General features: G+C 71.5%; 21 protein-coding genes. 9 read left to right on the top strand and 12 right to left on the bottom strand.

What is annotated here, in order from left to right; genetic code table 11:
- Positions 1-111 precede the first annotated feature (111 nt).
- Positions 112-3,075, bottom strand: coding sequence for an AAA family ATPase (locus OG718_RS26085; protein ID WP_328845303.1), 2,964 nt, complete (start codon positions 3,073-3,075; stop codon positions 112-114).
- Between the two features lie 199 nt (positions 3,076-3,274).
- Here OG718_RS26085 and OG718_RS26080 point away from each other — a divergent pair, with 199 nt between their 5' ends.
- The gene (locus OG718_RS26080) at positions 3,275-6,235 is read left to right on the top strand and encodes a helix-turn-helix transcriptional regulator (RefSeq protein ID WP_328845302.1); all 2,961 of its coding nucleotides are present in this window, start codon (positions 3,275-3,277) and stop codon (positions 6,233-6,235) included.
- Here the strand turns inward: OG718_RS26080 and OG718_RS26075 are convergent.
- The 3 genes from OG718_RS26075 to OG718_RS26065 form a co-directional block, all read right to left on the bottom strand.
- The gene (locus tag OG718_RS26075; protein WP_328845301.1) at positions 6,232-7,587 is read right to left on the bottom strand and encodes a DMT family transporter; all 1,356 of its coding nucleotides are present in this window, start codon (positions 7,585-7,587) and stop codon (positions 6,232-6,234) included. The genes OG718_RS26080 and OG718_RS26075 overlap by 4 nt on opposite strands.
- Before the next feature lie 610 nt (positions 7,588-8,197).
- Positions 8,198-8,926, bottom strand: a complete 729-nt coding sequence (locus tag OG718_RS26070) for an alpha/beta hydrolase (protein ID WP_143639586.1) — start codon at positions 8,924-8,926, stop codon at positions 8,198-8,200.
- Between the two features lie 25 nt (positions 8,927-8,951).
- A complete protein-coding gene (locus OG718_RS26065) occupies positions 8,952-10,418 on the bottom strand; it encodes an NAD(P)/FAD-dependent oxidoreductase (RefSeq protein ID WP_328845300.1) in 1,467 nt (488 codons plus the stop codon).
- A gap of 70 nt (positions 10,419-10,488) precedes the next feature.
- Between OG718_RS26065 and OG718_RS26060 the strand changes: the two genes are divergently transcribed.
- The gene (locus OG718_RS26060; protein ID WP_328845299.1) at positions 10,489-11,322 is read left to right on the top strand and encodes an aminoglycoside phosphotransferase family protein; all 834 of its coding nucleotides are present in this window, start codon (positions 10,489-10,491) and stop codon (positions 11,320-11,322) included.
- Positions 11,323-11,383: 61 nt separating this feature from the next.
- Positions 11,384-11,866, top strand: a complete 483-nt coding sequence (locus OG718_RS26055; RefSeq protein ID WP_328845298.1) for a GNAT family N-acetyltransferase — start codon at positions 11,384-11,386, stop codon at positions 11,864-11,866.
- 13 nt (positions 11,867-11,879) lie between these two features.
- Here the strand turns inward: OG718_RS26055 and OG718_RS26050 are convergent, their stop codons facing one another.
- Together OG718_RS26050 and OG718_RS26045 are read right to left on the bottom strand one after the other, a co-directional pair.
- A complete protein-coding gene (locus OG718_RS26050; protein WP_328845297.1) occupies positions 11,880-12,896 on the bottom strand; it encodes a zinc-binding dehydrogenase in 1,017 nt (338 codons plus the stop codon).
- 102 nt (positions 12,897-12,998) lie between these two features.
- Positions 12,999-14,171, bottom strand: a complete 1,173-nt coding sequence (locus OG718_RS26045; RefSeq protein WP_328845296.1) for an FAD-dependent oxidoreductase — start codon at positions 14,169-14,171, stop codon at positions 12,999-13,001.
- 165 nt (positions 14,172-14,336) lie between these two features.
- On the opposite strand from OG718_RS26045, the gene OG718_RS26040 reads away from it, so the two are divergent.
- Positions 14,337-15,020: a pentapeptide repeat-containing protein gene (locus tag OG718_RS26040; RefSeq protein ID WP_143639594.1), complete on the top strand. Its 684-nt coding sequence runs from the start codon at positions 14,337-14,339 to the stop codon at positions 15,018-15,020.
- A 360-nt stretch (positions 15,021-15,380) separates the two neighbouring features.
- On the opposite strand, the gene OG718_RS26035 is transcribed toward OG718_RS26040, so the two are convergent.
- On the bottom strand, positions 15,381-15,881 hold the full coding sequence (locus OG718_RS26035; RefSeq protein ID WP_143639596.1) for a hypothetical protein: 501 nt from the start codon (positions 15,879-15,881) through the stop codon (positions 15,381-15,383).
- Positions 15,882-15,918: 37 nt separating this feature from the next.
- Between OG718_RS26035 and OG718_RS26030 the strand changes: the two genes are divergently transcribed.
- Positions 15,919-17,331: a M1 family metallopeptidase gene (locus OG718_RS26030; RefSeq protein ID WP_328845295.1), complete on the top strand. Its 1,413-nt coding sequence runs from the start codon at positions 15,919-15,921 to the stop codon at positions 17,329-17,331.
- Between the two features lie 7 nt (positions 17,332-17,338).
- Here OG718_RS26030 and OG718_RS26025 read toward each other — a convergent pair whose 3' ends face one another.
- The 3 genes from OG718_RS26025 to OG718_RS26015 all read right to left on the bottom strand — a co-directional run bounded on the left by OG718_RS26025 (position 17,339) and on the right by OG718_RS26015 (position 18,906).
- Positions 17,339-17,536, bottom strand: coding sequence for a DUF5708 family protein (locus OG718_RS26025; protein ID WP_328845294.1), 198 nt, complete (start codon positions 17,534-17,536; stop codon positions 17,339-17,341).
- Positions 17,537-17,698: 162 nt separating this feature from the next.
- Positions 17,699-18,214 carry a GNAT family N-acetyltransferase gene (locus OG718_RS26020; RefSeq protein WP_328845293.1) on the bottom strand — a complete coding sequence of 172 codons (516 nt, stop codon included), beginning with the start codon at positions 18,212-18,214 and terminating at the stop codon, positions 17,699-17,701.
- Between the two features lie 116 nt (positions 18,215-18,330).
- Entirely contained in the window at positions 18,331-18,906 is a 576-nt protein-coding gene (locus OG718_RS26015; protein ID WP_143639602.1) for a TerD family protein, read from the bottom strand.
- Between the two features lie 241 nt (positions 18,907-19,147).
- Between OG718_RS26015 and arfB the strand changes: the two genes are divergently transcribed.
- Together arfB and OG718_RS26005 are read left to right on the top strand one after the other, a co-directional pair.
- A complete protein-coding gene (gene arfB / locus OG718_RS26010; RefSeq protein WP_055617568.1) occupies positions 19,148-19,576 on the top strand; it encodes an alternative ribosome rescue aminoacyl-tRNA hydrolase ArfB in 429 nt (142 codons plus the stop codon).
- 105 nt (positions 19,577-19,681) lie between these two features.
- On the top strand, positions 19,682-20,725 hold the full coding sequence (locus OG718_RS26005) for a sigma-70 family RNA polymerase sigma factor (RefSeq protein WP_328845292.1): 1,044 nt from the start codon (positions 19,682-19,684) through the stop codon (positions 20,723-20,725).
- A gap of 42 nt (positions 20,726-20,767) precedes the next feature.
- Here OG718_RS26005 and OG718_RS26000 read toward each other — a convergent pair whose 3' ends face one another.
- A complete protein-coding gene (locus tag OG718_RS26000; RefSeq protein WP_328845291.1) occupies positions 20,768-21,331 on the bottom strand; it encodes a flavin reductase family protein in 564 nt (187 codons plus the stop codon).
- Positions 21,332-21,721: 390 nt separating this feature from the next.
- Between OG718_RS26000 and cdgB the strand changes: the two genes are divergently transcribed.
- Both cdgB and OG718_RS25990 read left to right on the top strand, forming a co-directional pair.
- Entirely contained in the window at positions 21,722-23,404 is a 1,683-nt protein-coding gene (gene cdgB, locus OG718_RS25995; protein WP_143639606.1) for a diguanylate cyclase CdgB, read from the top strand.
- A 118-nt stretch (positions 23,405-23,522) separates the two neighbouring features.
- Positions 23,523-24,494: a carbohydrate-binding protein gene (locus OG718_RS25990; protein ID WP_143639608.1), complete on the top strand. Its 972-nt coding sequence runs from the start codon at positions 23,523-23,525 to the stop codon at positions 24,492-24,494.
- Between the two features lie 200 nt (positions 24,495-24,694).
- On the opposite strand, the gene OG718_RS25985 is transcribed toward OG718_RS25990, so the two are convergent.
- Positions 24,695-25,624, bottom strand: a complete 930-nt coding sequence (locus OG718_RS25985) for a 1-phosphofructokinase family hexose kinase (protein WP_328845290.1) — start codon at positions 25,622-25,624, stop codon at positions 24,695-24,697.
- Positions 25,625-25,650: the final 26 nt, after the last annotated feature.

The following is a 25,650-nucleotide window of genomic DNA, read 5'->3' as shown; positions in this document are numbered from 1 at the left end:
GTCCATGCCGTTCAGGAGTTGATGGTGGCACGGGTGGTTGCCTCGATCCGCTCCCGGAGGCCCCTCGTTCCTTAAGGACAGGGAAATCTGGCATGAGCGGGGTGGGAGGGGTCAGTGGTGGTCCGCGGTCATCGGGCTGCCCGTGAGCACGGCTGTCACGACCGCTGTGCGGGATCGCATTCCGGTGCGTGCGAACAGCCGGGACAGTCGGTTCGCGACCGCGTCCTCGCTGAGCCGCAGTACGCCCGCGATCTGGCGGTTGGTGAGTCCCTCGGCGAGCAGGGTGGCCAGCAGGTGCTGGTTCTCCGCCGTGGCCTGTTTGCGGCCGGGTACGGGCAGCCCGGTCTCTCGCATCGCGGCCCTGGTGTGGAAGCGCCACAGCGTGGCGTCCAGGTCGCCGAACCGTTCGTACGCCTCGTGCAGGAGGGCCGCCGGGGCCGCGTTCGCGCGTGCGGCGGCCAGGAGTGTGACCGCCGTTTCGAACGGCTGGGTGCGGGAGCGGGCCAGGTCGACCGCCTCGTGCAGGTGCTTGCGGGCTTCCGGGGAGTCCGGGCCCAGGATCTTTCCCGATGTCAGCAGGTGCAGGAGTCGCGTTCGGCCGCTGTTCATCTGCTCGGCCGTCCGGTCGAGGCGTTCCAGGCAGGCCGTCGCCCGGTCCGGGTGTCCCGCTTCCGCGTGTACCTCTGCGAGCGAGGCCAGCAGTTCGTCGGTGCCGTAGAAGGATCCGCGTTCGTCCGCCGCGCGAAGGCCGCGCCGCAGCAGTTCCTCGGCCCGGGAGAGATCGCCGAGGGTCCGCAGTACGTCGGCCTCGGCGTGGTCCAGGATGTGTTCCAGCGGCCCGTCGACCTGCCCGCGCACGCTGCTGATCAGGCGGTCGGCGCTGGTGGTGCGTCCCTGGGCGAGGAGGACGGCCGCCGTGCGGGCGGGGAGCAGATGGTGTCCCGGGACCACGTTGAGGACCCCGCCGTTGACCAGGAGCCGGCGTGCCAGCGAGAGCGCCTCGTCCCACCGTCCGTTGAGGTGGTGCCACAGGAACCGGCTTGGCTGGGGGAGCAGTTCGAGGGACATGCCCCGGGTGGACAGCAGGTTCGCTGCCCCTCGCAGGTCGCCGATGCCGAGCAGTACGTCGAACTGGGCGATGTTCTGCGCGAACGCCTTGTTGGGAGGCAGGCCCGGTTCCTCCGGCAGGGCCAGTGCGCGGGTGAACCGGTCGGGGCTGCCCAGTACGTACTCCGCGACCCTGCTGAACAGGTCCAGCAGTGCTCGGCTGCCCGGGGTGGCCTGCCATACGCGCTCGGTCCGAGACATGAGGGCCAGTGCCTCCTGCCACTTCTCCAGTTGCCACAGTGCCTGGACGCGGCCGGACACGGTGGCCATGGCGGACAGCGGCAGTCCCTCCCACCAGAGTGCGGTGCCCATGCGGGACAGGGCCGGCCAGTCCTGCTCGGCGGCCGCCGACGCCACCATCAGGGTGGCGGCCTCGTGGACCGCCTGTGGGTCGAGGCCCTCGGCGGGGCCGCACACGAGCCATTCGGCCGCCGTCCGGTAGTCGCCGCAGCCGAAGGCGGCCTGGCCGGACCGGAGTATGGCGAGGTCGCGGGCGTACTGCTCCTCGATGAGGCGGACGGCTCCCATGTGCCACCGCAGCATTCCGCGGCGTTCGAGGTCGGGGTACAGCGATCGTGCGGCGGCCGTCAGTTCCGTCACGGCGCGGTCGCTGTCGATCAGGAAGCCGGCGTCGGCGATCCGGTCGGGGAGGTAGGTCTGCGCGTCCGCCTCTTCGAGGAGCGCGGGCGGGGGTGGGTCCTGTGGGGTGGCTCCGGTGTCGGCCGGGGTCCCGGTCGGGCTCGCGGCGCCCGCCCGGTTCTCCGTGCCTCCCGGCCCTCGGCCCGCCCACAGTGCTTCCACCGCGGTCGCGGACAGGTGGCTGCGCTTCACGGGGCCCAGCCGTTCGCGGACGGTGTGTGCCAGGAGGGGTACGCGGAATGTCCAGCCGCGTGTCGTGGAGGGGGCGTTCCGGCCGGGCAGTTCGTCGAGGATGCCCTCGTCGACGAGGGTGCGGATGCTGGTGGTGACGGCATCGGCGGGCAGTCCGGTCGACGACGCGATCAGGGTCTCGGCGAGTCGGCCGAGCGGCCACAGGATGCTCAGCGCCGTGGCCACCGTTCCGCAGGGCTCTTCCAGGGTCCGCAGCGTCGCGACGTACCGGTCGTGGTCCGGCAGCAGTGGCACGGGCGCACCGGTGCCGAGGAAGGCGTGGCCGTCGGCCGTGCGGATCGCGTCCTGTGCCGTCCATTCGACGAGGAGGGCGTCCAGTGCCCCGGGGATGCCGCGGCTCAACTCGTGGACCCGGCGCATCAGGTCGGCGTCGGGTGCGGACCGCAAGCGCTGCGCCACCATGGCGGTGGCGTCCTCCAGGCTGAGGCGTGGCAGGGCGATCGTGTGTGCCGCCCGGTTGTGGGTGAGCCGGTCCACGGTGTGGGCGGAGCCGGGGGGCGGGGGTGTGCTGTCCGGTGCGGTGTGGCGGACAGCCGTGAGGATCAGCCTGGTGCCGGGCGGAGTCCGTTCGAAGTCGGCCTCGTCGAGCAGGGCGAGGGACTCGGCGTCGGCGTGGTGGGCGTCGTCGACGAGTACGACCGCGGGGGTCGGTCGAGCCAGAGCGGCGGCGAGTGCTTCGGCCATCGCTGTCCGGTCGCCGCGCTTCGTGGCGGACAGCGCTTCCGCGGCCGGCTTGTGCGCGGGCCTGCGTTTCGTCGCGGCGGACCGGTGTTCCTCCAGGGCCATGACCAGTCGCAGTGCCAGCAGTTGGGGATGTTCGTCGTCACCGGGGACGCATGCGATCGTCAGGACCGCGATCCCTTCCGCGCGCAGTCGCTCGGCGGCGGCGTGCGCGAACACGCTGCGTCCGATGCCCCGTTCGCCGCGGACGAGCACCAGGCGTGGCCCGGCCGGATCGCGGAGGCCGCGGTCGGTCTCGTCCGACTCGGCTGTTCGGCCGAGCAGGTCCTCGCCCGGAGTGTGGAACCGTGCGGCCGTGCCGCCGAAGACCAACTCGGTGTCTGTCCGAGCAGCCACTTTCTCCACCGCAACCTTCGACGAATCACGTACCGGGCGGGCGGCGCCCGCCTCGGACCGACCCGACGGACGGGCCCCGGTCCAGCGCCTGCAATCATGGCAAACTCGGCATAAAAAGTTGACCTGTTCGGACATTCTGACGACTCCAATTCTCATGAAGCAGTTCGGCATGGAGAAAAAGGGAAAACAAGGAGTCGCCGTGCAGCAGCACCCCTCACCTCTCGTCGGCCGGCAGGGCGAAGTCGAGGACGTGGCCGAGGCGTTACGCACCACCGGGCAGGCAACCGGACACGCCACCGGGCAGGCTTCCGGACACGCCACCGGACATACCTCCGGACGCGCCACCGGTGCCGAGGCTCGGACCCTGCTCGTCACCGGTGGCGCCGGAACCGGCAAGACCGCCGTGGTGGAGCAGGCGCGGCAGCTGGTGGTCCAGGAGGGCGTCAAGGTCCTGCGGCTCGACTGGGAATCCGGCGAGGGTCCGGCGGACGGTACCGCCGCTCTCACGGACGCCGTGTGCGGCGTACTCGCCAAGGTGCATGACGGGCGGCTCCCGGCGCGCGTCGCCGCGGTACGCCGGGTGCAGGCGCGGGCCGCCGGCCCCGGCGGCGAGGTGGCCCTGCTGTCCACCTTGGGCGAGGTGCTGGCGGACGCGGCGCGTGAGGTCCCCTTCGCCCTGATCCTCGACAACGCCGAGCGGATGCCGGCCCGGACGGCCTCCGCGCTGGGGCTGTTGCTGCGTACGTTCCGTCCGGCGGGCGTGCCGGTGGTGATGGCCGGCCGGCCGATGAGCCCGGGGCACGTCGCCGGTGCGCAACTGCCCGCGGCGGCCGACCGGGTGCTCGGACTGCCGCCGCTGTCGTCGGCCGATGTCGGTGAGCTCGTCGAGCGACGGCTGGGCCGCCCCGTCCAACCCGACCTGGTGACGGCGGTGCTGGCCTCGCTGGGTCCGCTGGCGGGCAGTCCGGCCGCCGTGCTGTCGGTGCTCGCGTCGCTGGAGGAGCGCGGCGGCCTGCTCGAACTCGACGGCCAGGTGTGCCTGACCGTGCCGGAGGGCGGGCTGCGGCTCAGGGCGGACGCCGCGGAACTGGGCCGGCTCTGCTGGCCGGACGCGTCACCGGACGCCGGCACGGTCGGGGCGGCGGCCGTGCTCGCCGGTCTGGTCGGGCAGGCCGAGGTACGGCTTGAGGACCTGCACCGCGTGAAGTCGCCGGACGGTCCGCTCCAAGCCGCCGGCCGTACGGTGGACACGCTGGTCGAGGACCGGGTGGTGACGGTCGGTCAGGACGGCCGGATCGCGTTCGCCGTTCCCGCGCTCGCGGCGGCGCTGCGGACGCTGCCCGCCCGCGACGAGGTGCGGTCGTTGCACGCCACGATCACCAAACTGGTGACGGACCGGCTGGGCGCCACCGCGGCGGGCACCCGGCGGCCGCGGCTGGCCGGCCATGTGGCGGCGGCGGGCGCGATGATCGACGACGGCCTCGCGGTGCCGCTGCTGCTGGCCGCGGCCGGCAGCAGTGTCAGGTTCAACCAGGACTGGGCGGTGCGCAGTTACCACTCGGTGTTGCGGCGCCTGCCGCCGCACGACCCCAGGACACCCGGCGTGCTGCACGAGTCCGCCGGTCTGAGCCTTCGGCACTCCGACCATATCGGCGTACTGGCGCTCGGCGAGCCGCTGCTCGCCCGTCTCGACGTGGACCGCGGCGACCGCCGGGACCGGGACGGTCTGGAGTGGGTCACGCGGGCATGGGCTCTGTCGGCATTGCACGAGCACCGGTCCCCGTACGACGGCGCTGCCGACCCCCGATACCGGGCGGCCCTCCAACGGGTGCCCGCCGCCGAGGTGTTGGCTGCGGTCGGTGGACGGTACGGGATCGGTCCGCGCGTGCCGATGGCATCCCGGCCGGGGTCGGCGGCGCCGGAGCCCGGCTCCGACACCGGATCCGGTTCCGGCTTCGGCTTCGGCTCGGGTTCCGGCTCCGGGCCGGTGCCGTCGCCCGCGGAAGTGCGCCTGCTGGCCGCCGCCGTGGGCAGCGGCGCCGAGTTCGAGCGGGCCCGGCGGGGTGTGTCGGGGGACGCCCTCTGCGAGGCGGCCCTGGACCGGCTGCGGAACGCCGCCGCGTACGGGGATCTGGCGGGTGCCCTTGAGGCCGTGCTCGGTGAGCGGTACGTCGTGGCGGGGGAGAGCACCGCCGTCCGCTACCACTCCATGGTGCGCGACTACCTGACGGGGGACTGGGACAGCGCTCTGTCGTGCGCCCGCCGGATCGAGGCGCGGGGCCGGTCGGGCCGCACGGCCGGCGTCGGACAGCTGGCCCGGGCGCTGGCGGCCGAGATCCAGCTCATGCGCGGGGAGTTGGGACGCGCCCGCGAGTGGCTGGACCTGATCCCGGACTCGGTCGGCCATCCGCTGGTGGCCCGGGCGCGGCTCGGCGTCCGGTACTGGTCGGGGCAGGTGGACAAGGCTTTGGCGGGCAAGGCCCCGGCGGACGAGGCCTTGGAAGCGGCACGGCACGACGTGCGGCGGGCGCGCGGGAGCGGACTGCTCGCGGGTCTCGACCGGGTGCTGCTGCGGATGCTGTCGATCACGGTGCGGGGCGACAGCCCGGAGGCGACGCGGCGGACCCTGGCGGAACTGGAGGCGCTGTACGAGGAGACCGCCTCGCCCATGACGTACGAGGCGGTGCTCGTCGCCCGCGGGATGGTGCACGGTGACGCGGACAGCGCGCTCGCCGCGTACCGGCTGGTGCAGCGGCGGGTCGATCTGCCGTTGAGCGTGGACTGTTGCCAGTGCCTGACGGACGTGGGCGACGACCCACAGCCGTGGCTGGACGAGGCGACGCGGAGCGGGCACGTGCTGGGCATGGGGCGGCCTGTCCGCAGCCTGCTCGGCGCGGCGGCGCGGCGGCGGAACGTGTCGATCCCCAGGCGCCGTGCGGCCCGGGCGGGGCTGAGCGACCGGGAGGTGCGGCTGATCGGCATGGTGAGCGACGGGTCCACCAACCGGCAGATCGCCGCCAGGCTGGCGTGCAGCGAGAAGACCGTGGAGCAGCGGCTTTCGCGGCTGTTCCAGCGGACGGGCTGCCGTTCCCGGGTGGAGCTGGCCGCGGCCTGGCTGGACGGCAGCCTGGCGCGGCAGGGCCTGGTGCCGGGGAACTAGCTCCGCCGGGCGCCTTCGAAGCCCGGCCTCGGTTCCTCGAAGCCCGGCCTCGGTTCCTCGGGGTTCGGCCTCGGTTCCTCTGGCCGCCGGCCGCCCAGGAACATGGTGTCGAACGCCCCCGCCCCGTGATAGCTGAGCTGAATCGTCGGGCTCTCGTCCCAGGGGCGGCGTGCCCAGTCGACTCTGGGGTCCCGCCGGGCGCTGGACCGGAGCGGTGCCTGCCGTGGTGTTGTCGGCCGGGCGGTCTCGGAGGCCGCCCATGCCTCGAACGCAGGGGCCGGTGTGCTGTCCGCCGGTTCTCCGACGGTGGATACGCCGACCGCGGGCGGGAGTTGGGACGGGTGCGGGTGCGGGTGCGTGTGCGGGGCGTAGGCCGGGTACGGAGGCGCTCCGGCACTGGCGTTGTCCTGCCGGCGCTGTTCGTCCTGCCGGCGGAGTTCGTGCGGCCCGCTGAGGTCGTCCTCCCGCGGTGCGGGCTTGCCACCGCTGTCGCTCGTCACCACCACCGTGACGCCGATGATGATCAGGAGGAGCCCGGGGACGGTCGCGGCCGCGACACCCTGGTCCATCAGTGACCAGGCCATGAGCGCGGCAACCGGGGTCTCCAGCAGCAGGAGGACACTCATCGTCGTCGCCGATGTCCTGCCGAGGACGAAGTTCAGTGCGCCGAGCCCCAGCAGCTGCGGGAGGATGAGCAGTCCGAGCAGCGACAGTTGTGTGGTCCTGTCGAACCCGGTGAGCGGGATGTCGAACAGCCAGCAGGCGGCGAGCAGTTCGAGTCCGCAGACCAGCGAGGTGACCGTCGAGTACAGGGGCGTGCTCACGTCCGCCCGTGACTTCTCGCTCAGCGCGGCGTACCCGGCCTGCGCGACGGCCCCGGCGAGGGCGAGCAGGTCCCCCAGCAGTGCCGTACGGCTGCCGGACTGGATGTCCACACCGGCGGCCGCGGCCGCTCCGATCACGGCGAGCGTGAGACCCGCCCATGTCCTGCGGGATGCCCGGACGCCCTGACCCGCGGCGATGAGGGCCTGCCAGACGGGCTGGGTGGCGACGAGCGCGGTGGACATGGCGACCGAGGTCAGCTGCGTACTCGTCATGAAGGCCGCGAAATGGAGAGCGAGTGCCGTGGCCGCGAGGAAGCCGAAGACCATGGGCCGCCACTGTTCGGGGCGCAGCAGCCCGCGCTCGCCACGCACGACGCGCACCACCTCGCGGCGGCGCAGTATCAGGAGGAACGGCCCGAGGGTGGCGAAGCCCAGGGCGTTGCGCCAGAAGGCCATGGCGAGCGGCGACGCGGTGGCGGCGGCGGTGAGCGGGGCGGTGGCGGATATGGAGACCACGGCGATCGCCATCGCGGCTATGGAAAGCGGATCGATTCTGGATTTCACTCGCGGAACTGGCTCCGTTTTCGAGCATGGGGGGTCGCGGAACCGGCAGCGCTCGGCATGGGGGAAGCCATCGGTCCGCCTCTTGGCGGTACGGACTGTAGGGGACGGGCGGCTCGGCGCCCGCCTTGTTCAAAAGCCGCTCAATGCCCGTTTCGCGGGCGGTGGAAGTGGCTGCCCGGGGCGCTGAATCGGCCGATGGAGTGCCGGTTCGCCGACGGTCCGTAGCGCCGGTCGCGGCCGTGTTCGTGCTGCTCAGAGACTCGTTGGCCGGAGATGAACGGCCGGGGTGCCGACTCGTCACCGGTGAGGGAAAGAGCCGTCGCCGAAATCGGAATTCGGCGGCGTCCCCGACCGTGCCTCGCGCTCACCACGATCTGAATTCGGCCCGTCTGTGCAGTGCGCAGCGGACTGGCGGGCAATGAAATTCAACGGGGTCGTGTCGGCGCCGATGCCCCACTGCGTTGCCCCACCGCGTTGCCTGAACGGAATGCCGGGCGGCCGCGCGGCGGGGGCATCTCTTACCGCGACAGGACGGTCCGGGCGACCGCGCTGCCGATGCTCCACGGGGTACGGGTCACCCGCTGACTTGGCCCTCCCGCGTGGGCAGGCCCGCCGCCTCCGCGATGACGCGGGCCGTGCGCAGGCCCTCGCGGTGGGCGCTTCCGGAGTGCGCGGGGCGGCAGCGGCCGAGTTCGGAGGCGTACTCGGCCATGACCGCGCCCGAGTGGTCGGTGGTGAGCACCGTGAGGGGCGCGGGGCGGCCGCAGGCGGCCAGGACGGACTGGAACTCTTGGGCGTTGGCGAAGTCGCAGACCCGGTCCGCCGTGCCGTGCACCAGATGGATGGGCAGCGGCGGGGCGGAGGCGCAGACGGCCATCGGGGAGGGCAGGCCGAGCAGCGGCTCGGGCTGGTTGTAGCGGGCGGCGATGCCGACCACGGCGGCCGGGCGCCAGCCCTCCGGCGGGTCGGGGCGCAGGGCCGTCGCCATCGCGGCCCGGCCGCCGAGCGACCAGCCGACGAGGACGACGTCGGCCGGGTCCCGTACGAAGTCCCAGGTGAAGCGGAGGGACGCCTCGAGGTGGGGGCGGCCGCCGTCGGGGGCGTCCGGGTGCCAGTCGGGGACTATGACGGTGGCGCCGAGGCGGGCCACCTCCGCGGCCAGGGCGCCCAGGACGTCCCGCTCGGCCGGGCCGCGCCCGTGCCAGAGCAGAACCGTCGGGGCGTCCGGGGCGGCGGCGCGATGGATGTCGAGGAGCTGACCGTCGGAGGAGTAACGGACGGTGTCCATGACTGCGGTGCTCATGGGGTTCCCCTGTCTGTACGGCGGATCAGCGTCCCGCGACCCGGTCGGCGATGCGCGCGATCCGGGACGACTGTGCGGCATGGGTGGTGAGTTCGCGGCGGTCGGCGGCTCGATACGTCGCGTACATGCCGTGTACCCCGAGCCAGCGGAAAGGCTCCGGTTCCCACTTGCGGACCTTGTGTTCGACCCAGGGGAGGGCGGTGAGGTCGGTCGCCCCGGATTGGCCGGAATCCCTCTGGATCAGGTCCCGGAGGGTGCGGGCGGCGAGGTTGGCCGTGGCGACGCCGGAGCCCACATAGCCGCCGGCCCAGCCGAGGCCCGTGGAGCGGTCCAGGGTGACCGTGGCGCACCAGTCGCGCGGGACACCGAGGACGCCCGACCAGGCGTGCGCCACGGCGACGTCGGACAGCTGCGGGAAGAACCGCACCAGGAGCTCCCGCAGCGCGCGGACCGTCGACGCCTGCGTACGGCCGTCGTTGTCCGTGCGCGAACCGAAGCGGTACGGGACTCCGCGGCCACCCAGTGCGATGCGGTCGTCGGCGGTGCGCTGCGCGTACATGTACGCGTGCGCCATGTCACCGAGGGTCTCGCGGCCATCCCAGCCGATGGACTCCCACTGCTCGGCGGTCAGCGGCTCGGTGGCGATCATCGAGGAGTTCATGGGGAGCCAGGTCCGCTTCTGGCCCTTCAGGGAGGCCGTGAAGCCCTCCGTGCAGCGCAGGACGTACGGGGCGCGGACCGTGCCGTACGGCGTGACGGCGTGCTTGGGTCTGATCTCCGTGACGGGTGTCGACTCGTGGATCGTGACGCCGAGCGCCTCGACGGCCGCGGCGAGGCCCTTGAGCAGCTTGACGGGGTGCAGACGGGCGCCGTGCGGGGTCCAGGTCGAGCCCACCGCGTCCGCGACCCGGATACGGCCGGCGGTCTCGCGCGCGCTGTACAGCTCGCGGTCCTTCTCCCCGTACGAGAGCTCCGTCTCGTGGAAGGCCTTCAGACGGGCCAGCTGGGCCGGGGTGCAGGCGACTTCGAGTACGCCGCCACGGTGGACGTCCGCGTCGATGTGCTCTTCCTCGGTGACCCGCACGACCTCGGCGACCGTGGCGTTCATGGCCTCCTGGAGCCGTACGGCGGCCTCGTGGCCGTGCAGGCGCGCGTACCGGTCGCGGCCCGCGATGCCGTTGTAGAGCCAGCCGCCGTTGCGGCCGGACGCGCCGTAGCCGCAGAACCGCTGCTCCAGGACCGTGATCCGCAGGAAGGGCGCGGCCTTCTTCAGGTAGTACGCGGTCCACAGGCCGGTGTAGCCGCCGCCCACGATCACCACATCGGCACTCGCGTCCCCGGGAAGGGGCTCACGGGGCGTGGGGAGCCCGTCCTGCGCGTACCAGAACGATATGCCGCCGTTGACTACGGTGCGGGGCCCGTCGGCGGTGCGGGGCGCGTGCGCCGCGCGTGCCGTCTCGGTCGCGCGGTCCGCGTTCTCCGTGCTGCTCATGCGCGGGACGTTAGCTTCTCCGGGTGGCGGGTGTCTCCTTCGGATTCCATGGTTACGTGAGGTGATGGTCATGGTTCGGTATGCGCGGCTGCTGGAGCGGGGCGAGGAGTTCCTGGAGCGGTGGGGGCTGCGGCAGGAGGGGACGCCCATGAGCGGGCGGGTCTCGGTCGTGCTGCCTGTGGTGCTCGGGGACGGCACGCGGGCCGCGCTGAAGCTCCAGGACGTGGACGACGAGACCGTGGGCGAGGGGCTCGCGCTGCGGACCTGGGGCGGCGACGGGGTCGTACGGCTGCTGGACGAGGACGCGGAGACGGGCACACTGCTGCTCGAACGGCTCGACGAGGGGCGGCCGTTGGACGCCGTGCCCGACGTGATGAAGGCCACCGGGATCCTCGCGGAGCTGCTGGCGCGGCTCACGGCCGTGCCGGCGCCGGAGGGGCTGCGGCGGCTGGACGGCGTCGTCGCGGGGATGTTCGAGCGGTTGCCTGCCGTCCTGAAGTCCCTTGAGGGGGAAGGCGGGGACGAGGGCGACCGGCGGCTGCTGAAGGACTGCGCGGCGGCCGTGCGCGAGGTCGCGGACGAGCCCGGGGACCGGCTGCTGCACTGGGATCTGCACTTCGAGAACGTCCTCGCCGCCGAGCGCGAACCGTGGCTCGTCATCGACCCGAAGCCGCTGGCGGGCGACCCGGGCTTCGAGCTGTTGCCCGCACTCTGGAACCGGTACGACGAGGGGCGGCTGGCCCGCCGCTTCGACCTGATGACGGAGACGCTGGGCCTGGACCGGGAGCGGGCCCGGGCCTGGACACTCGGGCGGGTACTGCAGAACTCGCTGTGGCAGGTGGAGGAGGGGGAGGGGCTGGACGCCGAGCAGGTCGGCATCGCGCGGGTGTTGCTCGGGCGGTGAGGCCGGCCGACCGCCTGGATATTGGCTCGGGTTGGCCGCAACGCTGTCGTAGCCTGCCCGCATGATTCGTACGGCGACTCCCGTTGATGTGCCCGTGATCCACTCCATGGTCCGTGAACTGGCCGAGTACGAGAAGGCGTTGGAGGAGGTCAGAGCCACCGAGGAGCAGTTGCGCGAGGCGCTCTTCGGGGAGCGGCCGGCCGCGTTCGCGCACATCGCGGAGTCGGCGGACGGCGAGCCGGTCGGGTTCGCGCTCTGGTTCCTCAACTTCTCGACGTGGCGCGGGGTGCACGGGATCTACCTGGAGGACCTGTACGTACGGCCGCAGGCGCGGGGCGGTGGGCACGGGAAGGCGCTGCTCGGGGAGCTGGCCCGGATCTGTGTGGAGCGGGGGTACGAGCGGCTGGAATGGGCCGTGCTCAACTGGAACCAGCCGTCCATTGACTTCTACGAGGCGTTGGGGGCCCGGGCGCAGGACGAGTGGACGGTGTACCGGCTCACGGACGGGGCGCTCGCGGAGTTGGGGCGGGGCGCTCAAGGCTGAGCGTTGACCGGGGTCACGGTTCCAGGACCACCTTGCCGATGGTGTCCCGGGTTTCCAGGGCCCGGTGTGCGGCTGCCGCCCGCGAGAGCGGGAAGCGCTGGACGGCCGGGGTGAGGCGGCCCTCGGCGGCCTCGGCGAGGGCGCGGAGTTCCAGGGTGCGGACGGGGTTGGGGCCGCCTGTCTTCTGCATCATCACGGGGCCCAGGACCGATTCGGACACGCCCTCGACGAGGTACGGGGTGCCGTCGTGCAGGCCCGCGCCCGACCAGCCGAAGACCAGGTGCTTGGCGTCGGGGGTGTGCGGGGTGGTCGGGGTGGTTGTGCCCGGGGTGGAGAGCAGGGCCACCGACTTGCGCGCTGTGTCGCCGCCTACGCCGTCGAAGACGATCGTGGCCCTGCGGTCGCCGAGGAACCGCCTCACCTGGTCCGGCCAGTTCGGGTCCTTGTAGTCGACGGCCAGGTCCGCGCCGTTCTTCTCGACCCGTGCCACCTTCTCGGGGCCTCCCGCCAGGCCGATCACGGTGGCGCCCGCGTGCTTCGCGTACTGCACGAGGAGGGTGCCGATACCGCCCGCCGCGGCCGGGATCACGGCCACGGAGTCGGGGGTGAGATCGGCGAACTGGAGGATCCCCATCGTCGTACGGCCCGTGCCGATCATCGCGACGGCCCCTGCGAAGTCCAGGTTCGCGGGGATCTCGTGGAGGCGGTCCACGTCCGTGACGGCGAGTTCGGCGTAGCCGCCCGGGTTGAAGCCCAGGTGGGCCACCACGCGCTTGCCCAGCCAGAGGGCGGCGACGCCCTCGCCGAGGGACTCGACCGTGCCGGCGACCTCGCGGCCCGGGATCGTGGGAAGCGCGGGCAGCTCCGGGAGCGGGCCCTTGATGCCCGCCCGGATCGCCGTGTCCAGGAGGTGTACGCCCGCGGCGGCGACCTGGATGCGGACCTGGCCGGGGGCGGGGCGGGGGGCGTCCGTCCGCTCGTACGTGAGGTTCTCGGCCGGGCCGAAGGCGTGGAGGCGGATGGCTTGCATGGGGCTCCTTGGGCGAGGTGAGGCGAGGCGGGAGGGGCGTGGCGGGGCTCTGGGGGTGGGGCGCGGTGCTGCTCGGTCGTGTGTTGTCACCAGCGTTCAACCTCAAGCGTGCTTCAGGTCAAGGCCCGACCTGGTTCGCGTGCCCAGTGCCAGGGACACCGCTTCCAGCGCGCTGTTGAACGACACCTCGGAGAGCACGCCCGGTGCCGCGACCTGGTCGCCGGCCAGGTAGACGCCGTTGCCCCGGTCGATACGGGGGCGGTCGCGCCAGCTCGTCCCTGGCAGGTCCACCGCGCCGGTGCGGCCGTTCGCGAGCGCCTCGCGGCGGTACGTCACGCGGTCGCGCCAGGTCGGGAAGGCCAGGTCGAGGAGCTCCTCGGCGCGGGCGATGCCGTCCGCGCGGGACTCGTGCGGTGCGATCGGGATCTGGCCCTGGAGGAGCTGCTCGCCGGCCGGGGCGAGCGTGCGGTCCTGGGCCGTGAACCGCTCGATCCAGCCCGGTGCGTCGAGGTCGGAGACGGCGAACGCGTCGCCCCTGCGGGTACGGACCGCCAGGTCGATCAGGGCCGTTCGGCCGCTCGTCCAGGCCAGGGAGCTGTCCTTGAGAAGGGTGCGGGCCGCGTCGAGGGAGGTGGCGACGACGACCGGGCCGTGGTCGCCCGGGAGTTCGTTGACCCGGGCCAGGGTCTCTACGCGTACGCCGAGGTTCCAGGCCCGGGCCGCCATCCTGTCGATCACGCTCGCCCAGCCGCCGCGCGGGTAGTGCGCCTCGGGGGGCAGCTTTGTCGCTCGGCGCAGGCGTTCCTGTACGAACGCGGCGGAGAGGGCGCCCGGGTTGTGGTGGAAGAGTGCGACGGCGGAGTAGTGGGCTGCCGCGGTTGCGCCTTCCTCGCCCGCGATGTTGGTTGCCCAGGTCTTGAAATCCTGGTCCACGGGGGCCCGTTCGGCTGTGCGGCGGAGGAGTTTGAGCATCGCGAACGGTGGGGTGCGGCGGAGGGCGCCCTTGTGACGGAGGCGGAGGCGGGCGGCCTCCAGGGGTGGGAGCGGGGCGAGTTCGCCGATCAGGCCGCGTTGGCTGAGCCAGGTCCAGTGGGGGCCGCCCTTGTAGAGGGCGTGGGGGCCCTCGTTCGTTTTGTACGGGCCCTCGGTGGTGCGGGCTCGGCCGCCGAGGGTGTGGTGGGCCTCGTACACGGTGACCTTTGCGCCTGCTTCCGCGGCGGTGATGGCAGCGGTGAGGCCGGCGAAGCCGCCGCCGACGACGGTGATGCGGTGCATGGGCTTGGGTCTCCTCTGGTCCGGGGGCTGTGTTCCGGGGGCCTGGGGTCCGTTGGGCGGTTCCTTTTCCTCTCCTCTATGACTCCTCTGAGGGGTCGGAATGTGACATCGGGGGAGTTTTGGCTGGTCAGGGTGGTTGTCAGTGGGTGGGTGCAGGATGGGGGGATGGTGAGGAACGTGGCTAAGGCGGGGGTCAAGGCGGCTCGGCGGCCCGAGGTGCGGTTGCCGCCGCTTGAGCCTTATGGGGGTGGCGGGCTGGAGCCGGACGGGGACTATGACGGGCTGCGGTTCAGCGATGTCGACTTCGTGGGGCAGGACGGTGGGGGTGCGCGGTTCATGGACTGCGCGCTGACGGGGTGCGCGGTGGATGAGACGCGGCTCCGTGGGGCGCGGGTGCTGGACTCTGTGCTCACCGGGATCCGGGGCGTGGGTACGGATCTTGGGGCTTCGACCTTCAGGGACGTGGAGGTTGTCGATGCCCGGCTGGGTGGGGTGCAGTGGCACGGGGCCGTGCTGGAGCGGGTCGTCGTGCGTGGGGGGAAGATCGACTACCTGAATCTGCGGGAGGCGCGGCTCAGGGATGTCGTGTTCGAGGGGTGTGTGCTTGTCGAGCCGGACTTCGGGGGTGCTCGGCTGGAGCGGGTGGAGTTTGTGGACTGTGTGGTGAAGGGGGCGGACCTCACCGGGGCGACGCTCGTGGATGTCGATCTGCGGCGGGCGGCCGAGGTGGGGTTCACGCGGGGGGTTGATCGGTTGGCCGGGGCCGTGATCAGTCCTGCTCAGTTGATGGATCTGGCGGGGGTGTTCGCTGCGGAGGTGGGGGTTCGGGTGGTGGGGTTGGACGGTTGAGGGTGACCGCCGCCGTTGGGGTGGCGGTTTGACGCTGCTCGGCGTTGGGGTGGCGGTTTGACGGCGCCCGGCGTTGGGGTGGGGCGCGGGCCGTGCCGGTACGTCGAGCCCGCCGCCTCCGGGTGTACGGCTGTTGGTTTTTAGGGTTCCGTTTCCTGGAGGAGCCGTACGCGGCGGGCTTTCGACGTACCGGCACGGCCCGCTCCCGTGCGATTGCGGCTGCGGGTGCGTCTTTACTCTGGCGGTCCGCCCGTCTCCTTTTGGCGCGGGCGTGCACACTCAGCCGTCCGGCGTTTGAGGACGAGGCCGTTCAGGCCGATTGGGGGGGGCTGGGGGCGGAGTCCCCAGAGGCACGCTGAGTCAGGGCAGCCTGGGGAAGCGGGCCTCAAGACTCCAGATCGCCGGGTTCTCGCGGAGCGCCTCGTGGAGGTCGGTCAGGTCGGCCAGGAGGTCGTGGAGGAAGTCGCGGGCCTCGCGGCGGAGTTCGGCGTGGGAGAAGGTGAGCGGGGGCTCGTCGCCGGGCATCCAGTCGGACTCGATGTCGACCCAGCCGAAGCGGCGCTCGAAGAGCATGCGGTCGGTGGACTCGGTGAAGTCGAGTTCGGCGCGCTGGGGGCGGGAGGCGCGGCTGCCGAGGGGGTCCTTGTCGAGTTGCTCGACGATGTCGCACAGGGCCCAGGCGAAGTCGAGTACGGGCACCCATCCCCAGCCTGTGGACAGCTCGCGGTCCGCCTTCGTGTCGGCGAGATAGACGTCTCCGCAGAAGAGGTCGTGGCGGAGGGCGTGGACGTCCGCGCGGCGGTAGTCGGTCTGCGGGGGGTCCGGGAACCGGGCGGAGAGGGCGTAGCCGATGTCGAGCACGTGGGTGATGGTGTCACGTCGTCTTAGGATCACCGTCGTGCCCCGATCTGTGACTGTTGGTCCGGCGACCGTCGCCGTTCTGCTCGTGCTCGCTCTCGTCGGCTGCGACGGAGGGGTGCGGGGGAGGGCGGGTGCGTCCGGTGTGCGGGATCCGTACTTTCCCAAGGCCGGGAACGGGGGGTGCGACGTCACGCACTACGGGCTGAGTCTTGAGTATGAGCCGAAGGCGCGTCGGCTTACGGGGACGGCGGAGATCACGGCTCGGGCTGAGCAGGATCTGAGTGCGTTCGATCTTGATTTCAAGGGGATGAAGGTCGAGTCGGTGGAGGTGGCGGGGAAGGCCGCTCGCTTCAACCGCAGTGGGGGGCAGGAGTTGGTCGTCCGGCCTCGGGATGATCTTGATGAGGGGGCCTTGTTCACCACGGTTGTTCGTTACTCCGGTTCGCCGGAGACGATCACCGATCCGGACGGCTCGGAGGAGGGCTGGCTGCGGACGGAGGACGGGGCCCTCGGGTTGGGGGAGCCGACCGGGTCGATGGCCTGGTTCCCCGGCAATCACCATCCGAGCGACAAGGCCACGTACGACATCAGGGTCACCGTGCCCGAGGGGCTGAAGGCCGTGTCGAATGGGGAGTTGCGGAGTGAGGTGACCAAGCGGGGGCGGACCTCGTTCGTCTGGCACGTGGGGGAGCCGATGGCTTCGTACGTGGCGACGGTCGCCGTGGGGGAGTACGAGGTGCGGCGGACCAAGGGGCCGCATGGGCTGCCTGTGTATGTGGCCGTGGATCCCGGTCAGGCGAAGGAGAGCCGTGAGGTGCTCGGTCGCATTCCCGAGGTCGTGGAGTGGGCCGAGCTGAATTTCGGGCCGTATCCGTTCTCGTCCGTGGGGGCCATCGTCGAGAGGGAGGACGACGCCGGGTACGCGCTGGAGACGCAGAACCGGCCCGTGTTCCCCGGTGCTCCGAGCGTCGAGCTGCTCGTCCATGAGCTGGCCCACCAGTGGTACGGGAACTCCGTCACCCCGAAGACCTGGCGGGACATGTGGCTGAACGAGGGCTTCGCGACGTACGCCGAGTGGCTGTGGGCGGAGGACCACGGGGGTGACTCGGCCCAGGACGTCTTCGATGCCCTCTATGACGGCGACTACTTCGACAGCAAGGAAGACAACGACGCCGTCTGGGCCTTTCCACCCGCCAGGCCGCCGGGTGCGGATCGTATCTCCGACAGTCCCGTGTACGAGCGGGGCGGGATGGTGCTCCACAAGGTTCGTGAGGCTGTTGGCGATGATGTCTTCTTCGGCATCGTCCAAGGCTGGGCAGCCACCCGTCGGCACGGCAACGCCGACACGGACGACTTCACGGCGTACGTGGAGAAGAAGGCGCCGGACGTGGACTTCTCCCGGATCTGGGCGGACTGGCTGTACGGGGACGGCAAGCCGGACAGGCCCTGAGGCCGGGTCAGCTTTTTGCGCTGCTCGTGCGTGTTGTCCGGAACAGGCCGAAGAGCGTCTGGATCGCGCCGATGACCATCATGACCACCCCGGCCTTGCCCAGGGAGACGAATGAGATCTCCACTCCGTCGGCGAACAGTTTCAGGGCCAGGCCGGCCAGGAGGGTCGCGGATCCTTCGGCCAGGTTCTTGGTGGCAGGACTCACTGGTGGACTCGCTTCCCGGAGGCTTTCCTGTGCACCGGTTGCCTGGACGCAGGCCCGGACTGGATACGTCTCATCGTAGGAATGGCGAGGTCAGCGGGTCGTCGGCCGTGTGAACGAGCTTCGGCTACATCGTTCGAGGGAGTTGGGGAACCCACCGCTTCGCTAGCGGAGGATCTTGCGCAGTACCGCGCAGGGGCGGGCCAGTCGGCGGTCCTTGCGGTGGCCGATGATCTCGTAGCCGATGGTCGTCCAGAAGGCGAGGGCCCCGGGGTTGTTGTCGAGGGCGGCCAGGCGTACGGCGTCCCGGCCCGCCTCGCGGAAGCCGTCCTCGATATGGGCCGCCAGCTGCCTGCCGTACCCCTTGCCCTGCTGTGCCGCGTCCACCAGCAGCAGGCCGATCCAGGGATCCGGGTCGGCCGGGTCGGGGTGGTGGGCGAGGGTGATCGCCACGGCGGTGAGCTGTCCGGCACTGCGGGCCAGTAAGACGTCCACATCGGGGGTCGCCAGTTCGTCGGCCAGCGCCGCCGCCACCTGTTCCGGGCGGATGTCGTGAGGGTCCGGGAAGTCGCCGCTGAGCGCGTAGAACTCGTGGTTCGACGCGTAGAGCGCGGTGAGTTCGGTGAGGAGCGGACCGGGGAGGTCGTGGTCCGGCGTGAGGGCGAGGGGTTCGATGATCACTCGCGGCAGGTTAGCCGGGCGAGGGTGTGTGGGTGAGTGTGCGGACGCGGAGGAGCCCCCGGTCCGGCGTACCGGATCGAGGGCTCCTCCGCTGCCGTTCAGGCGGGGTTCGGCTGTCAGACGTTGACGCCGAAGTCCTGGGCGATGCCCGTCAGGCCGGACGCGTAGCCCTGGCCCACCGCGCGGAACTTCCACTCCGCGCCGTTGCGGTACAGCTCACCGAAGACCATGGCCGTCTCGGTGGCCGCGTCCTCCGAGAGGTCGTAGCGGGCGATCTCGGTGCCGCCGGCCTGGTTCACGATGCGGATGTACGCGTTGCGGACCTGGCCGAAGTTCTGCGAGCGGGTCTCCGCGTCGTAGATGGAGACCGGGAAGACGATCTTGTCGATGTCGGCGGGGAGGCCGGCCAGGTTGACGTTGATCGCCTCGTCGTCGCCCTCGCCTTCGCCCGAGCGGTTGTCGCCGGTGTGGACGATGGTCTGGTCCGGGGTCTGCTTGTTGTTGAAGAAGACGAAGTGTCCGTCCGAGTAGACCTTGCCCTGGGGGTTGACCGCGATGGCCGAGGCATCCAGGTCGAAGTCGGTTCCCGTGGTGGTGCGGACGTCCCAGCCGAGGCCCACGGTGACGGCGGTCAGGCCCGGAGCCTCCTTGGTGAGCGAGACGTTGCCACCCTTGGACAGGCTTACAGCCATTGTTGGGAGTCCTTCCCTCGTTTGACGTACGTACGGGTCGTGCGGTCCTGCGATTGTGCGGTCCTGCGGTCCTGCGCGTCGGGCTTCGTACGGGACGAAGCTACCGGCACCCCTATGAACGCCGAAGGGGGTCCCCAGGGTTCCGCACCTCTTTACTTTCTTTACCTAGCCTCGCGGAGGGGTGTGGCGGCGCGCCGAAAAACGGGTGACGTGGACCGGACAGACAAGGGACCATGGGGGCATGTCCGGTCCTTACGTCATCCGTGGCTCCGTCTCGCTGCCCGAGGCCGAGCTCATGTGGCGTTTCTCGCGGTCCTCAGGGCCGGGCGGGCAGCACGTCAACACCTCCGACTCACAGGTCGAGCTGCGCTTCGACCTGGCGAAGACGGAGGCACTGCCGCCGGTGTGGAAGGAGCGGGCCCTCGCCAAGCTGGCCGGGCGGCTCGTCGACGGCGTCGTCAGCGTGCGTTCCTCCGAGCACCGCTCCCAGTGGCGCAACCGCGAGACCGCGGCCGTCCGGCTCGCCTCGCTGCTCGCCGAGGCCACCGCCCCGCCGCCGAGGGCCCGCCGCGCCACCCGGATCCCTCGCGGGATCAACGAGCGGCGGCTGCGTGAGAAGAAGCAGCGCGGAGACATGAAGCGGGGGCGCTCCGGGCGCGACTGGACCTGAGGGTCCGCGTTCTCTGTCTCTGTCACATTCGCCCTCCGTGTTCCGTCAACTCATCGACGGTCCGCCGAAGAGCGCGGAACAGCAGTGGCGGAGGAGATGCGGCGCATGAGCGGGGACGAATTCCCGGGGCCGGAAGAAAAGGCTGAAGGAAAGTCGGAAGTCGGGCCGGAAGTCGGGCCGGAAGTCGGGCCGGAAGGCAAAAGGAACGGCCGCGGCAACAGCGGCGCGAACGGCCGTGAGGACGACGGTTCGAGCGGCCGCGGGAACGGCCTCGGGAGCGCCGGTGGCAGCGAAATTCTCGCCCTGCGGTTCGAGTCGCACCGGGCGCGTCTGCGGGCCGTCGCCCATCGCATGCTCGGTTCGCTCGCCGAGGCCGACGACGCCGTTCAGGAGGCCTGGCTCAGGCTCAGCCGGGCGGACACCGGTGCGGTCGCGAACCTGGGCGGCTGGCTGACGACCACGGTCGGCCGGATCTGTCTCGACATGCTGCGCTCCCGCCGGACGCGCCGCGAGGAGCCGCTGGACGAGCCGGACGTACGGCTGCCGGAACCGGTCCTCGCGCCCGTCACCGGGGCCGACCCCGAGCAGGAGGCGCTGCTCGCCGACTCGGTGGGCCTCGCGCTGCTCGTCGTCCTGGAGACCCTGAGCCCGGCCGAGCGGCTCGCCTTCGTGCTGCACGACCTGTTCGCCGTGCCCTTCGACGAGGTCGCGACCGTGTTGGGGCGTTCGCCCGCCGCGACCCGTCAGCTCGCCAGCCGGGCGCGGCGCCGGGTCCAGGGCGGGGCGCCCGCGTCCGACGCCGGTCCCGACCGGCAGCGGGAGGTCGTCGACGCGTTCCTTGCCGCCGCGCGCGACGGTGACTTCGACGGTCTCGTCGCGGTGCTCGACCCGGATGTGGTGGCACGGACTGGGGCCGGGGTGACGACCGGCGCGGCGGCCGTGGCATCCGGTGCGATCGCGTTCGGGCGGCTCGCCGCGGTCGGGCGGCCCGCGCTCGTCAACGGGGTCGTCGGTGTCGTGGGCCTCATGGAGGGGCGCGTGGTCAGCGTGCTGTCCTTCACAGTCGTACACGGCCGGATCGCGGTGATCGACATCGTCCGGGAGCCGGGGCGGCTGGCCGGGCTCGACGTCACCTTCCTGGAAGGGTGAGGCGGACCGCCGCCACCTCAGCCGCCGTCACCCCTGCCCCCGCTACCCCAACTCCCGGTACCGGCCCCGGAAGTACGTCAGCGGCCCGCCCTCCGTGTTCGGTGCCGAGGACGTCAGGACCCGGCCGATGACCAGCGTGTGGTCCCCGGCGGTCACCCGCTGTTCGGTGCGGCACTCCAGGGTCGCCAGGGCACCCTCGATCAGCGGAGCCCCGGACGCCTCACCGCGTACCCACTGGAGGTCCTCGAAGAGGAGACGGTCGGAGATGCGTCCCTTCATGGCGAAGCGGCCCGCGATCTGGCGCTGGCTCTCGGTGAGGACGGAGACCGCCCACAGGGGCTGTTCGTCGAGCAGGTCGTCCATGCGGGAGCCCTCGCGCAGGCCGACCATGACGAGGGGCGGGTCCAGGGACACGGACATGAAGGAGGTCGCCGTCATGCCGACGTCCTCGCCGCTCGGGCCGTCCGGGTCCGGCTGGGGCTCGTGCGCGGTCACCAGGACCACACCCGCGGCCAGCCGGGACATGGCGGCGCGGAACTCGTCGTTGCTCACCCCCTCAGCATGCACGGATGGGGCGGGAGGAGCGGCAGAGGGAGTGTTAAGCACAGGAAGACGCTATTCTCCGGCCTCCGTCCGTCACATCGGGCCAGGGGCCGAACCGGGTCCTAGGACCGGGGAAGGAGTGTGACTTGTGCCTCCTATCAGGCGCGCGCACATCTCCCACCAAATTGCGTTCAGTAAACGCACGGCGAAAACACAGAAACTCTACTCAATTGTTCATCTTCACCTGTGACTTGAGTCACAGGTGCCATATTTTGTTGACCCTGTGTACCGAGTGGGCAGCGCGCTGTGATTCAGTGGCGGGGACGCTGCGAGCAGTAGGCGATCAGTGGGACCGGCCGGTAAGTGGCCGGTGAGTGACCAGTAGGCGATGAGTACCGACGAGAAGCCTGGATAACTCTGGAGTTGCTGTCGAGCGTCTCGGGGAGAGCGAGCATGGAGACCGAGTCGGAGCCGTACGTCCGTCTTGCGACCCTGCGGCAGCTGCATCAGGTCATGGCGGACATGAACACGGCCCGCAGCCTGGCCGACACGCTGCAGACCGTCGCCGACGGCGTCGTGACCGGCCTCGGCTACGAACTCGCCTGCGTCAACCTCGTACAGCCCGACGGTGACCTCGTGGTCGCCGCCCTCGCCGGGAACTCCGCCGCCGAGGCGCTCATCACCGGACGCGTCGGCTCCCGCACCTCCTGGGAGCGTCGGCTCACCATGGGCGAGGCGTGGGGCGATCTGCGCTTCATACCGCACACGGAGGGCTGGGTCCTCGACGAGGACGACGTCCCGCAGTGGTACACCGACGGGCCCGCACCGCGCTTCGAGGACGAGTGGCACCCCGCCGACCGACTCTTCGCGCCGATGTACACCCCGGGAGTCCCCGGCGGCTCCTGCGGCGAGCTGATCGGCGTCCTGTCCGTGGACCGGCCGCGCAACGGCCGGCACCCCGGCGCCTGGGGCCGCGAGGCCCTGCAGATGTACGCGTTCCAGGCCGCCATCGCCATCAGCAACGCGCGTCTACGAGCCAACATGCAGCGCGCGCTCGTCCGCCTGGAGCGGGAGCAACAGGCGCTGCGCGCCAGTGAAGAGAGCTTTCGGCAGGCCTTCGAGTACGCCCCGTCCGGCATGGCCATCGCCGAGATGGGCGGCGACCAGCACGGCCGGATCCTGCGCACGAACGACGCCCTGTGCCGCCTCCTGGGCCGTCCCGCCTCCTCGATGCGCCGCTACTCCTTCTCCGACCTCGTCCACCCCGAGGACATCGGCACCCTGCTGCGGACCTCCGCCGAGGGCGGGCGGGCCGAACTCAGACTCTGTCGCCGCGACGGCACGTACCTCTGGGTGTCGCTGCGCAACAGCGTGGTCGCGGACGCCGCCGACGGGCCGCGGTTCCTGCTCACCCACGTCGAGGACATCGAGGACCGCAAGCGCCGCGAGCTGCAGCTCGCCCACCGCGCCTCGCACGACTCGCTCACCGGCCTGCCCAACTCCGCGGAGCTTCGCTCCCGTCTCGGCGCCCGGCTGTGCGCGCGGCCCGCGGCGATCGAGCCCGGCGTGGTCGACACGATCGACGCCGCGTACGGGCACGGGCCCGCCGACCACGCCGCGGTCGGCGTGTACGACGCGAACGGGCACGGCTTCGACTACCGGCCGGGCCCCGAGGCGTTCGACGCCTACGACCACCACGTCCACACCGTCGCCCCGGAGGGCGAGCGGGACGACGGGACGAAGGGGCTCGCGGTCCTCTTCTGCGACCTGGACGGCTTCAAGTCGATCAACGACCGCTTCGGTCACAACGCCGGCGACTCGGTGCTCATCGAGGTGGCCCGGCGGCTCGGCGGCGCGGTGCGTGACGGGGACACGGTCGCGCGGCTCGGCGGCGACGAGTTCGTGGTGCTCGCCGACGGCCTCGGCCGCGCCGACGCGCAGGACCTCGCGGTACGCCTGCGGAACGAGATCATCCAGCCCATCAGGGTCGACGGCCGGGCCATGCGGGTCGGCGCCAGCTTCGGTATCGGGTGGGCACACTGCGGCATGACGGCGGACGAAGTCCTGCAGTCAGCCGACGAGCGGATGTACATAGAGAAACGGTCTCGTCCCAAAGCGCACAGGCGTGCGGGCTGATCCCCAGGTCAGCGATGCGATGCGAGCTGAGTCACCCGTTTGGGGCAGCGGGAGCGGGTAGGCTCGCCTTTCGATCCCCCGTACCGCATCTGAACCGCACCCGCTAGGAGACCTAGGGATGACGCCCGGCAACAACGGCGCGAGCACGCCCGAGGACGACGACCCGTTCGGCTATCTGTACGCCGACGGGCAGGCCGCCGGAGCCCAGCCGCCGAGCGGCGGAGGTGGCTACGGCTACCCCGGCTCGGTCAACAGGGTCCGGCCGGTCGGTGAGCGCCAGTACGGCCAGCCCGCCGCCCCGACCGCCCCCACCGCGCAGTACGGACAGGTGCCTCAGCAGCAGGGGACGTACGGCCAGCCGAACGCGAACTACTCGGCGCCCGAGGCCTTCAACGGCGGCGAGCCCACCACGTACCAGCCGATGCCCGACCAGGGCCATGGCCACGGTGGCGGCGGCCGGGGCCGCGGTCCCAACACCAAGGGTCTGCTGATCGGTGCCGTCGCCGTCGTGGCGGCCGTCGTGATCGGCATCGGTGTCGCGATGCTCGGCGGTGACTCGGACGACGGCAAGGGCGGCGATGCGTCGGGCTCGACCCCGTCGGCCGCCGACAGCGTCGAGCCGAGCAAGGAGCCGTCGAAGCAGGCCGCGGACCCGGCCGACCTGCCCGAGATCGACGCGAAGGCCCTGAAGCTGGGCCCCGGAGTGACGACCGCCTCCGACGTCAAGGGCGCCAGCTCCGACGGCGGCCTCTATGTGACGGGCATGAACCAGGTCGGCGCGGAGGTCACCTGGACCGTCAACGGCATCCCCAAGGCAGGCACCTACACCGTCTTCACGCGGTACAGCGTCGCCGGCAAGGACGCCAAGATGACGCTCACCGTGAACGGCAAGCAGTTCGGCAGCAAGCTGAACCTCGGCAACTTCACGGGCGCCAAGGACAACGAATGGGAGAAGGGCTGGACGGAGACCTACTCCTGGCCCACCCTCACCAAGGGCACCAACACCATCTCCATCTCCTGCCAGCAGGGCGACGACTGCAACGTCCTCCTGGACCAGCTCCGCCTGAAGGCGGGCCAGGTCAAGGACTAGCTCCGACCCGCTGGGGGGCACGGGGCCTGGTCTTAGGGGCGCGGGGAACTGCGCAGTCTTTTGCCTTTAGGGGCGCGGGGAACTGCGCGACCAGCCCCCACCGCCCCGCAGCCGACACTCTGCCTCATAAGGGGCGCGGGGAACTGCGCGATCAACCCCCACCGCCCCGCAGCCGAACATCCCGCGGCCAAGCGGAGCGCTCACGCCGCGGCGGCCTCGCCGGTCACAGACACCCGCGCGACCAACTCCTCGTACGCCGCCCGGTCGAACTCCCCCGCCACCGGCGCCAGCACGGTCGCCGCGGACAACGCCACCGCACGGGCCAACCGCTCCGGCCACGGCAACTGTTCCACCAGCCCCGACAGCAGCCCCGCGACCACGGAGTCCCCGGCCCCCGTCGGGTTCCCGCGGACCCGGCGGGGCGGGGCGGCCCGCCAGTCACCGTCCGGGGTACGCGCGAGCAGTCCCTCCGAGCCCAGCGAGGCCACCACAGCATGCGCGCCCCGCCGACGCGCATCCCGCGTGGCCCGCGACGCCTCATGCGCCCCGGTCAGCTCAGCCAACTCGTCGGCGTTCGGCTTGACGATGTCGGGCCGGGCGGCGACCCCACGCCGAAGCGGCTCCCCACTCGTGTCGAGCAGCACCGGAACCGCCAAGGACCTCGCCGTGCGCACAAGCCCGGCGTACGCCCCCACCGGCACCCCGGGTGGCAGACTCCCGCAGAGGGCCACCGCCGAAGCGGACCGCAGCAGATCCTCGTACGCCTCCTGGAAGACGGACCACTCGGCCGGGGCGATCGAGGGGCCCGGCTCGTTGAGTTGAGTCGTGTCACCGGCTGCCGTGTCGGCCACCGCGATCGTGCGACGGGTCGCACCCGCCACCGGGACCAGCGCGTCCACGACACCCGGTGTGTGCGTGAGCTGTTCCTGGACGGCACGCCCGGTCGCACCGCCCGCGAAACCCGTCACGGTCACCTCGTGACCGAGGGCGGCGAGCACCCGGGCCACGTTCAGGCCCTTCCCGCCCGGCCGTTCGATCACCTCGGTGACGCGGTGCGAGGTGTGCGGCCGCAGCGCCCGTACGCGATAGGTGATGTCGAGAGCGGTGTTCAGCGTGACCGTGAGAATCACCTGGGCCGACCTCCCTCGAAGAGATG

Source organism: Streptomyces sp. NBC_00258, assembly GCF_036182465.1.
Lineage (GTDB): Bacteria > Actinomycetota > Actinomycetes > Streptomycetales > Streptomycetaceae > Streptomyces.
Note: the sequence above shows the minus strand (reverse complement) of the source record. Positions and strands in the feature narration are given on the sequence as shown.

Coding starts and splice junctions, on each gene's coding strand:
- OG718_RS26075 (WP_328845301.1), bottom strand. CDS start 7,587: ATGGCGATCGCCGTGGTCTCCATATCCGCCACCGCCCCGCTCACCGCC.
- OG718_RS26070 (WP_143639586.1), bottom strand. CDS start 8,926: ATGAGCACCGCAGTCATGGACACCGTCCGTTACTCCTCCGACGGTCAG.
- OG718_RS26065 (WP_328845300.1), bottom strand. CDS start 10,418: ATGAGCAGCACGGAGAACGCGGACCGCGCGACCGAGACGGCACGCGCG.
- OG718_RS26060 (WP_328845299.1), top strand. CDS start 10,489: ATGGTTCGGTATGCGCGGCTGCTGGAGCGGGGCGAGGAGTTCCTGGAG.
- OG718_RS26055 (WP_328845298.1), top strand. CDS start 11,384: ATGATTCGTACGGCGACTCCCGTTGATGTGCCCGTGATCCACTCCATG.
- OG718_RS26050 (WP_328845297.1), bottom strand. CDS start 12,896: ATGCAAGCCATCCGCCTCCACGCCTTCGGCCCGGCCGAGAACCTCACG.
- OG718_RS26045 (WP_328845296.1), bottom strand. CDS start 14,171: ATGCACCGCATCACCGTCGTCGGCGGCGGCTTCGCCGGCCTCACCGCT.
- OG718_RS26040 (WP_143639594.1), top strand. CDS start 14,337: ATGGTGAGGAACGTGGCTAAGGCGGGGGTCAAGGCGGCTCGGCGGCCC.
- OG718_RS26015 (WP_143639602.1), bottom strand. CDS start 18,906: ATGGCTGTAAGCCTGTCCAAGGGTGGCAACGTCTCGCTCACCAAGGAG.
- arfB (WP_055617568.1), top strand. CDS start 19,148: ATGTCCGGTCCTTACGTCATCCGTGGCTCCGTCTCGCTGCCCGAGGCC.
- OG718_RS26005 (WP_328845292.1), top strand. CDS start 19,682: ATGAGCGGGGACGAATTCCCGGGGCCGGAAGAAAAGGCTGAAGGAAAG.
- cdgB (WP_143639606.1), top strand. CDS start 21,722: ATGGAGACCGAGTCGGAGCCGTACGTCCGTCTTGCGACCCTGCGGCAG.
- OG718_RS25990 (WP_143639608.1), top strand. CDS start 23,523: ATGACGCCCGGCAACAACGGCGCGAGCACGCCCGAGGACGACGACCCG.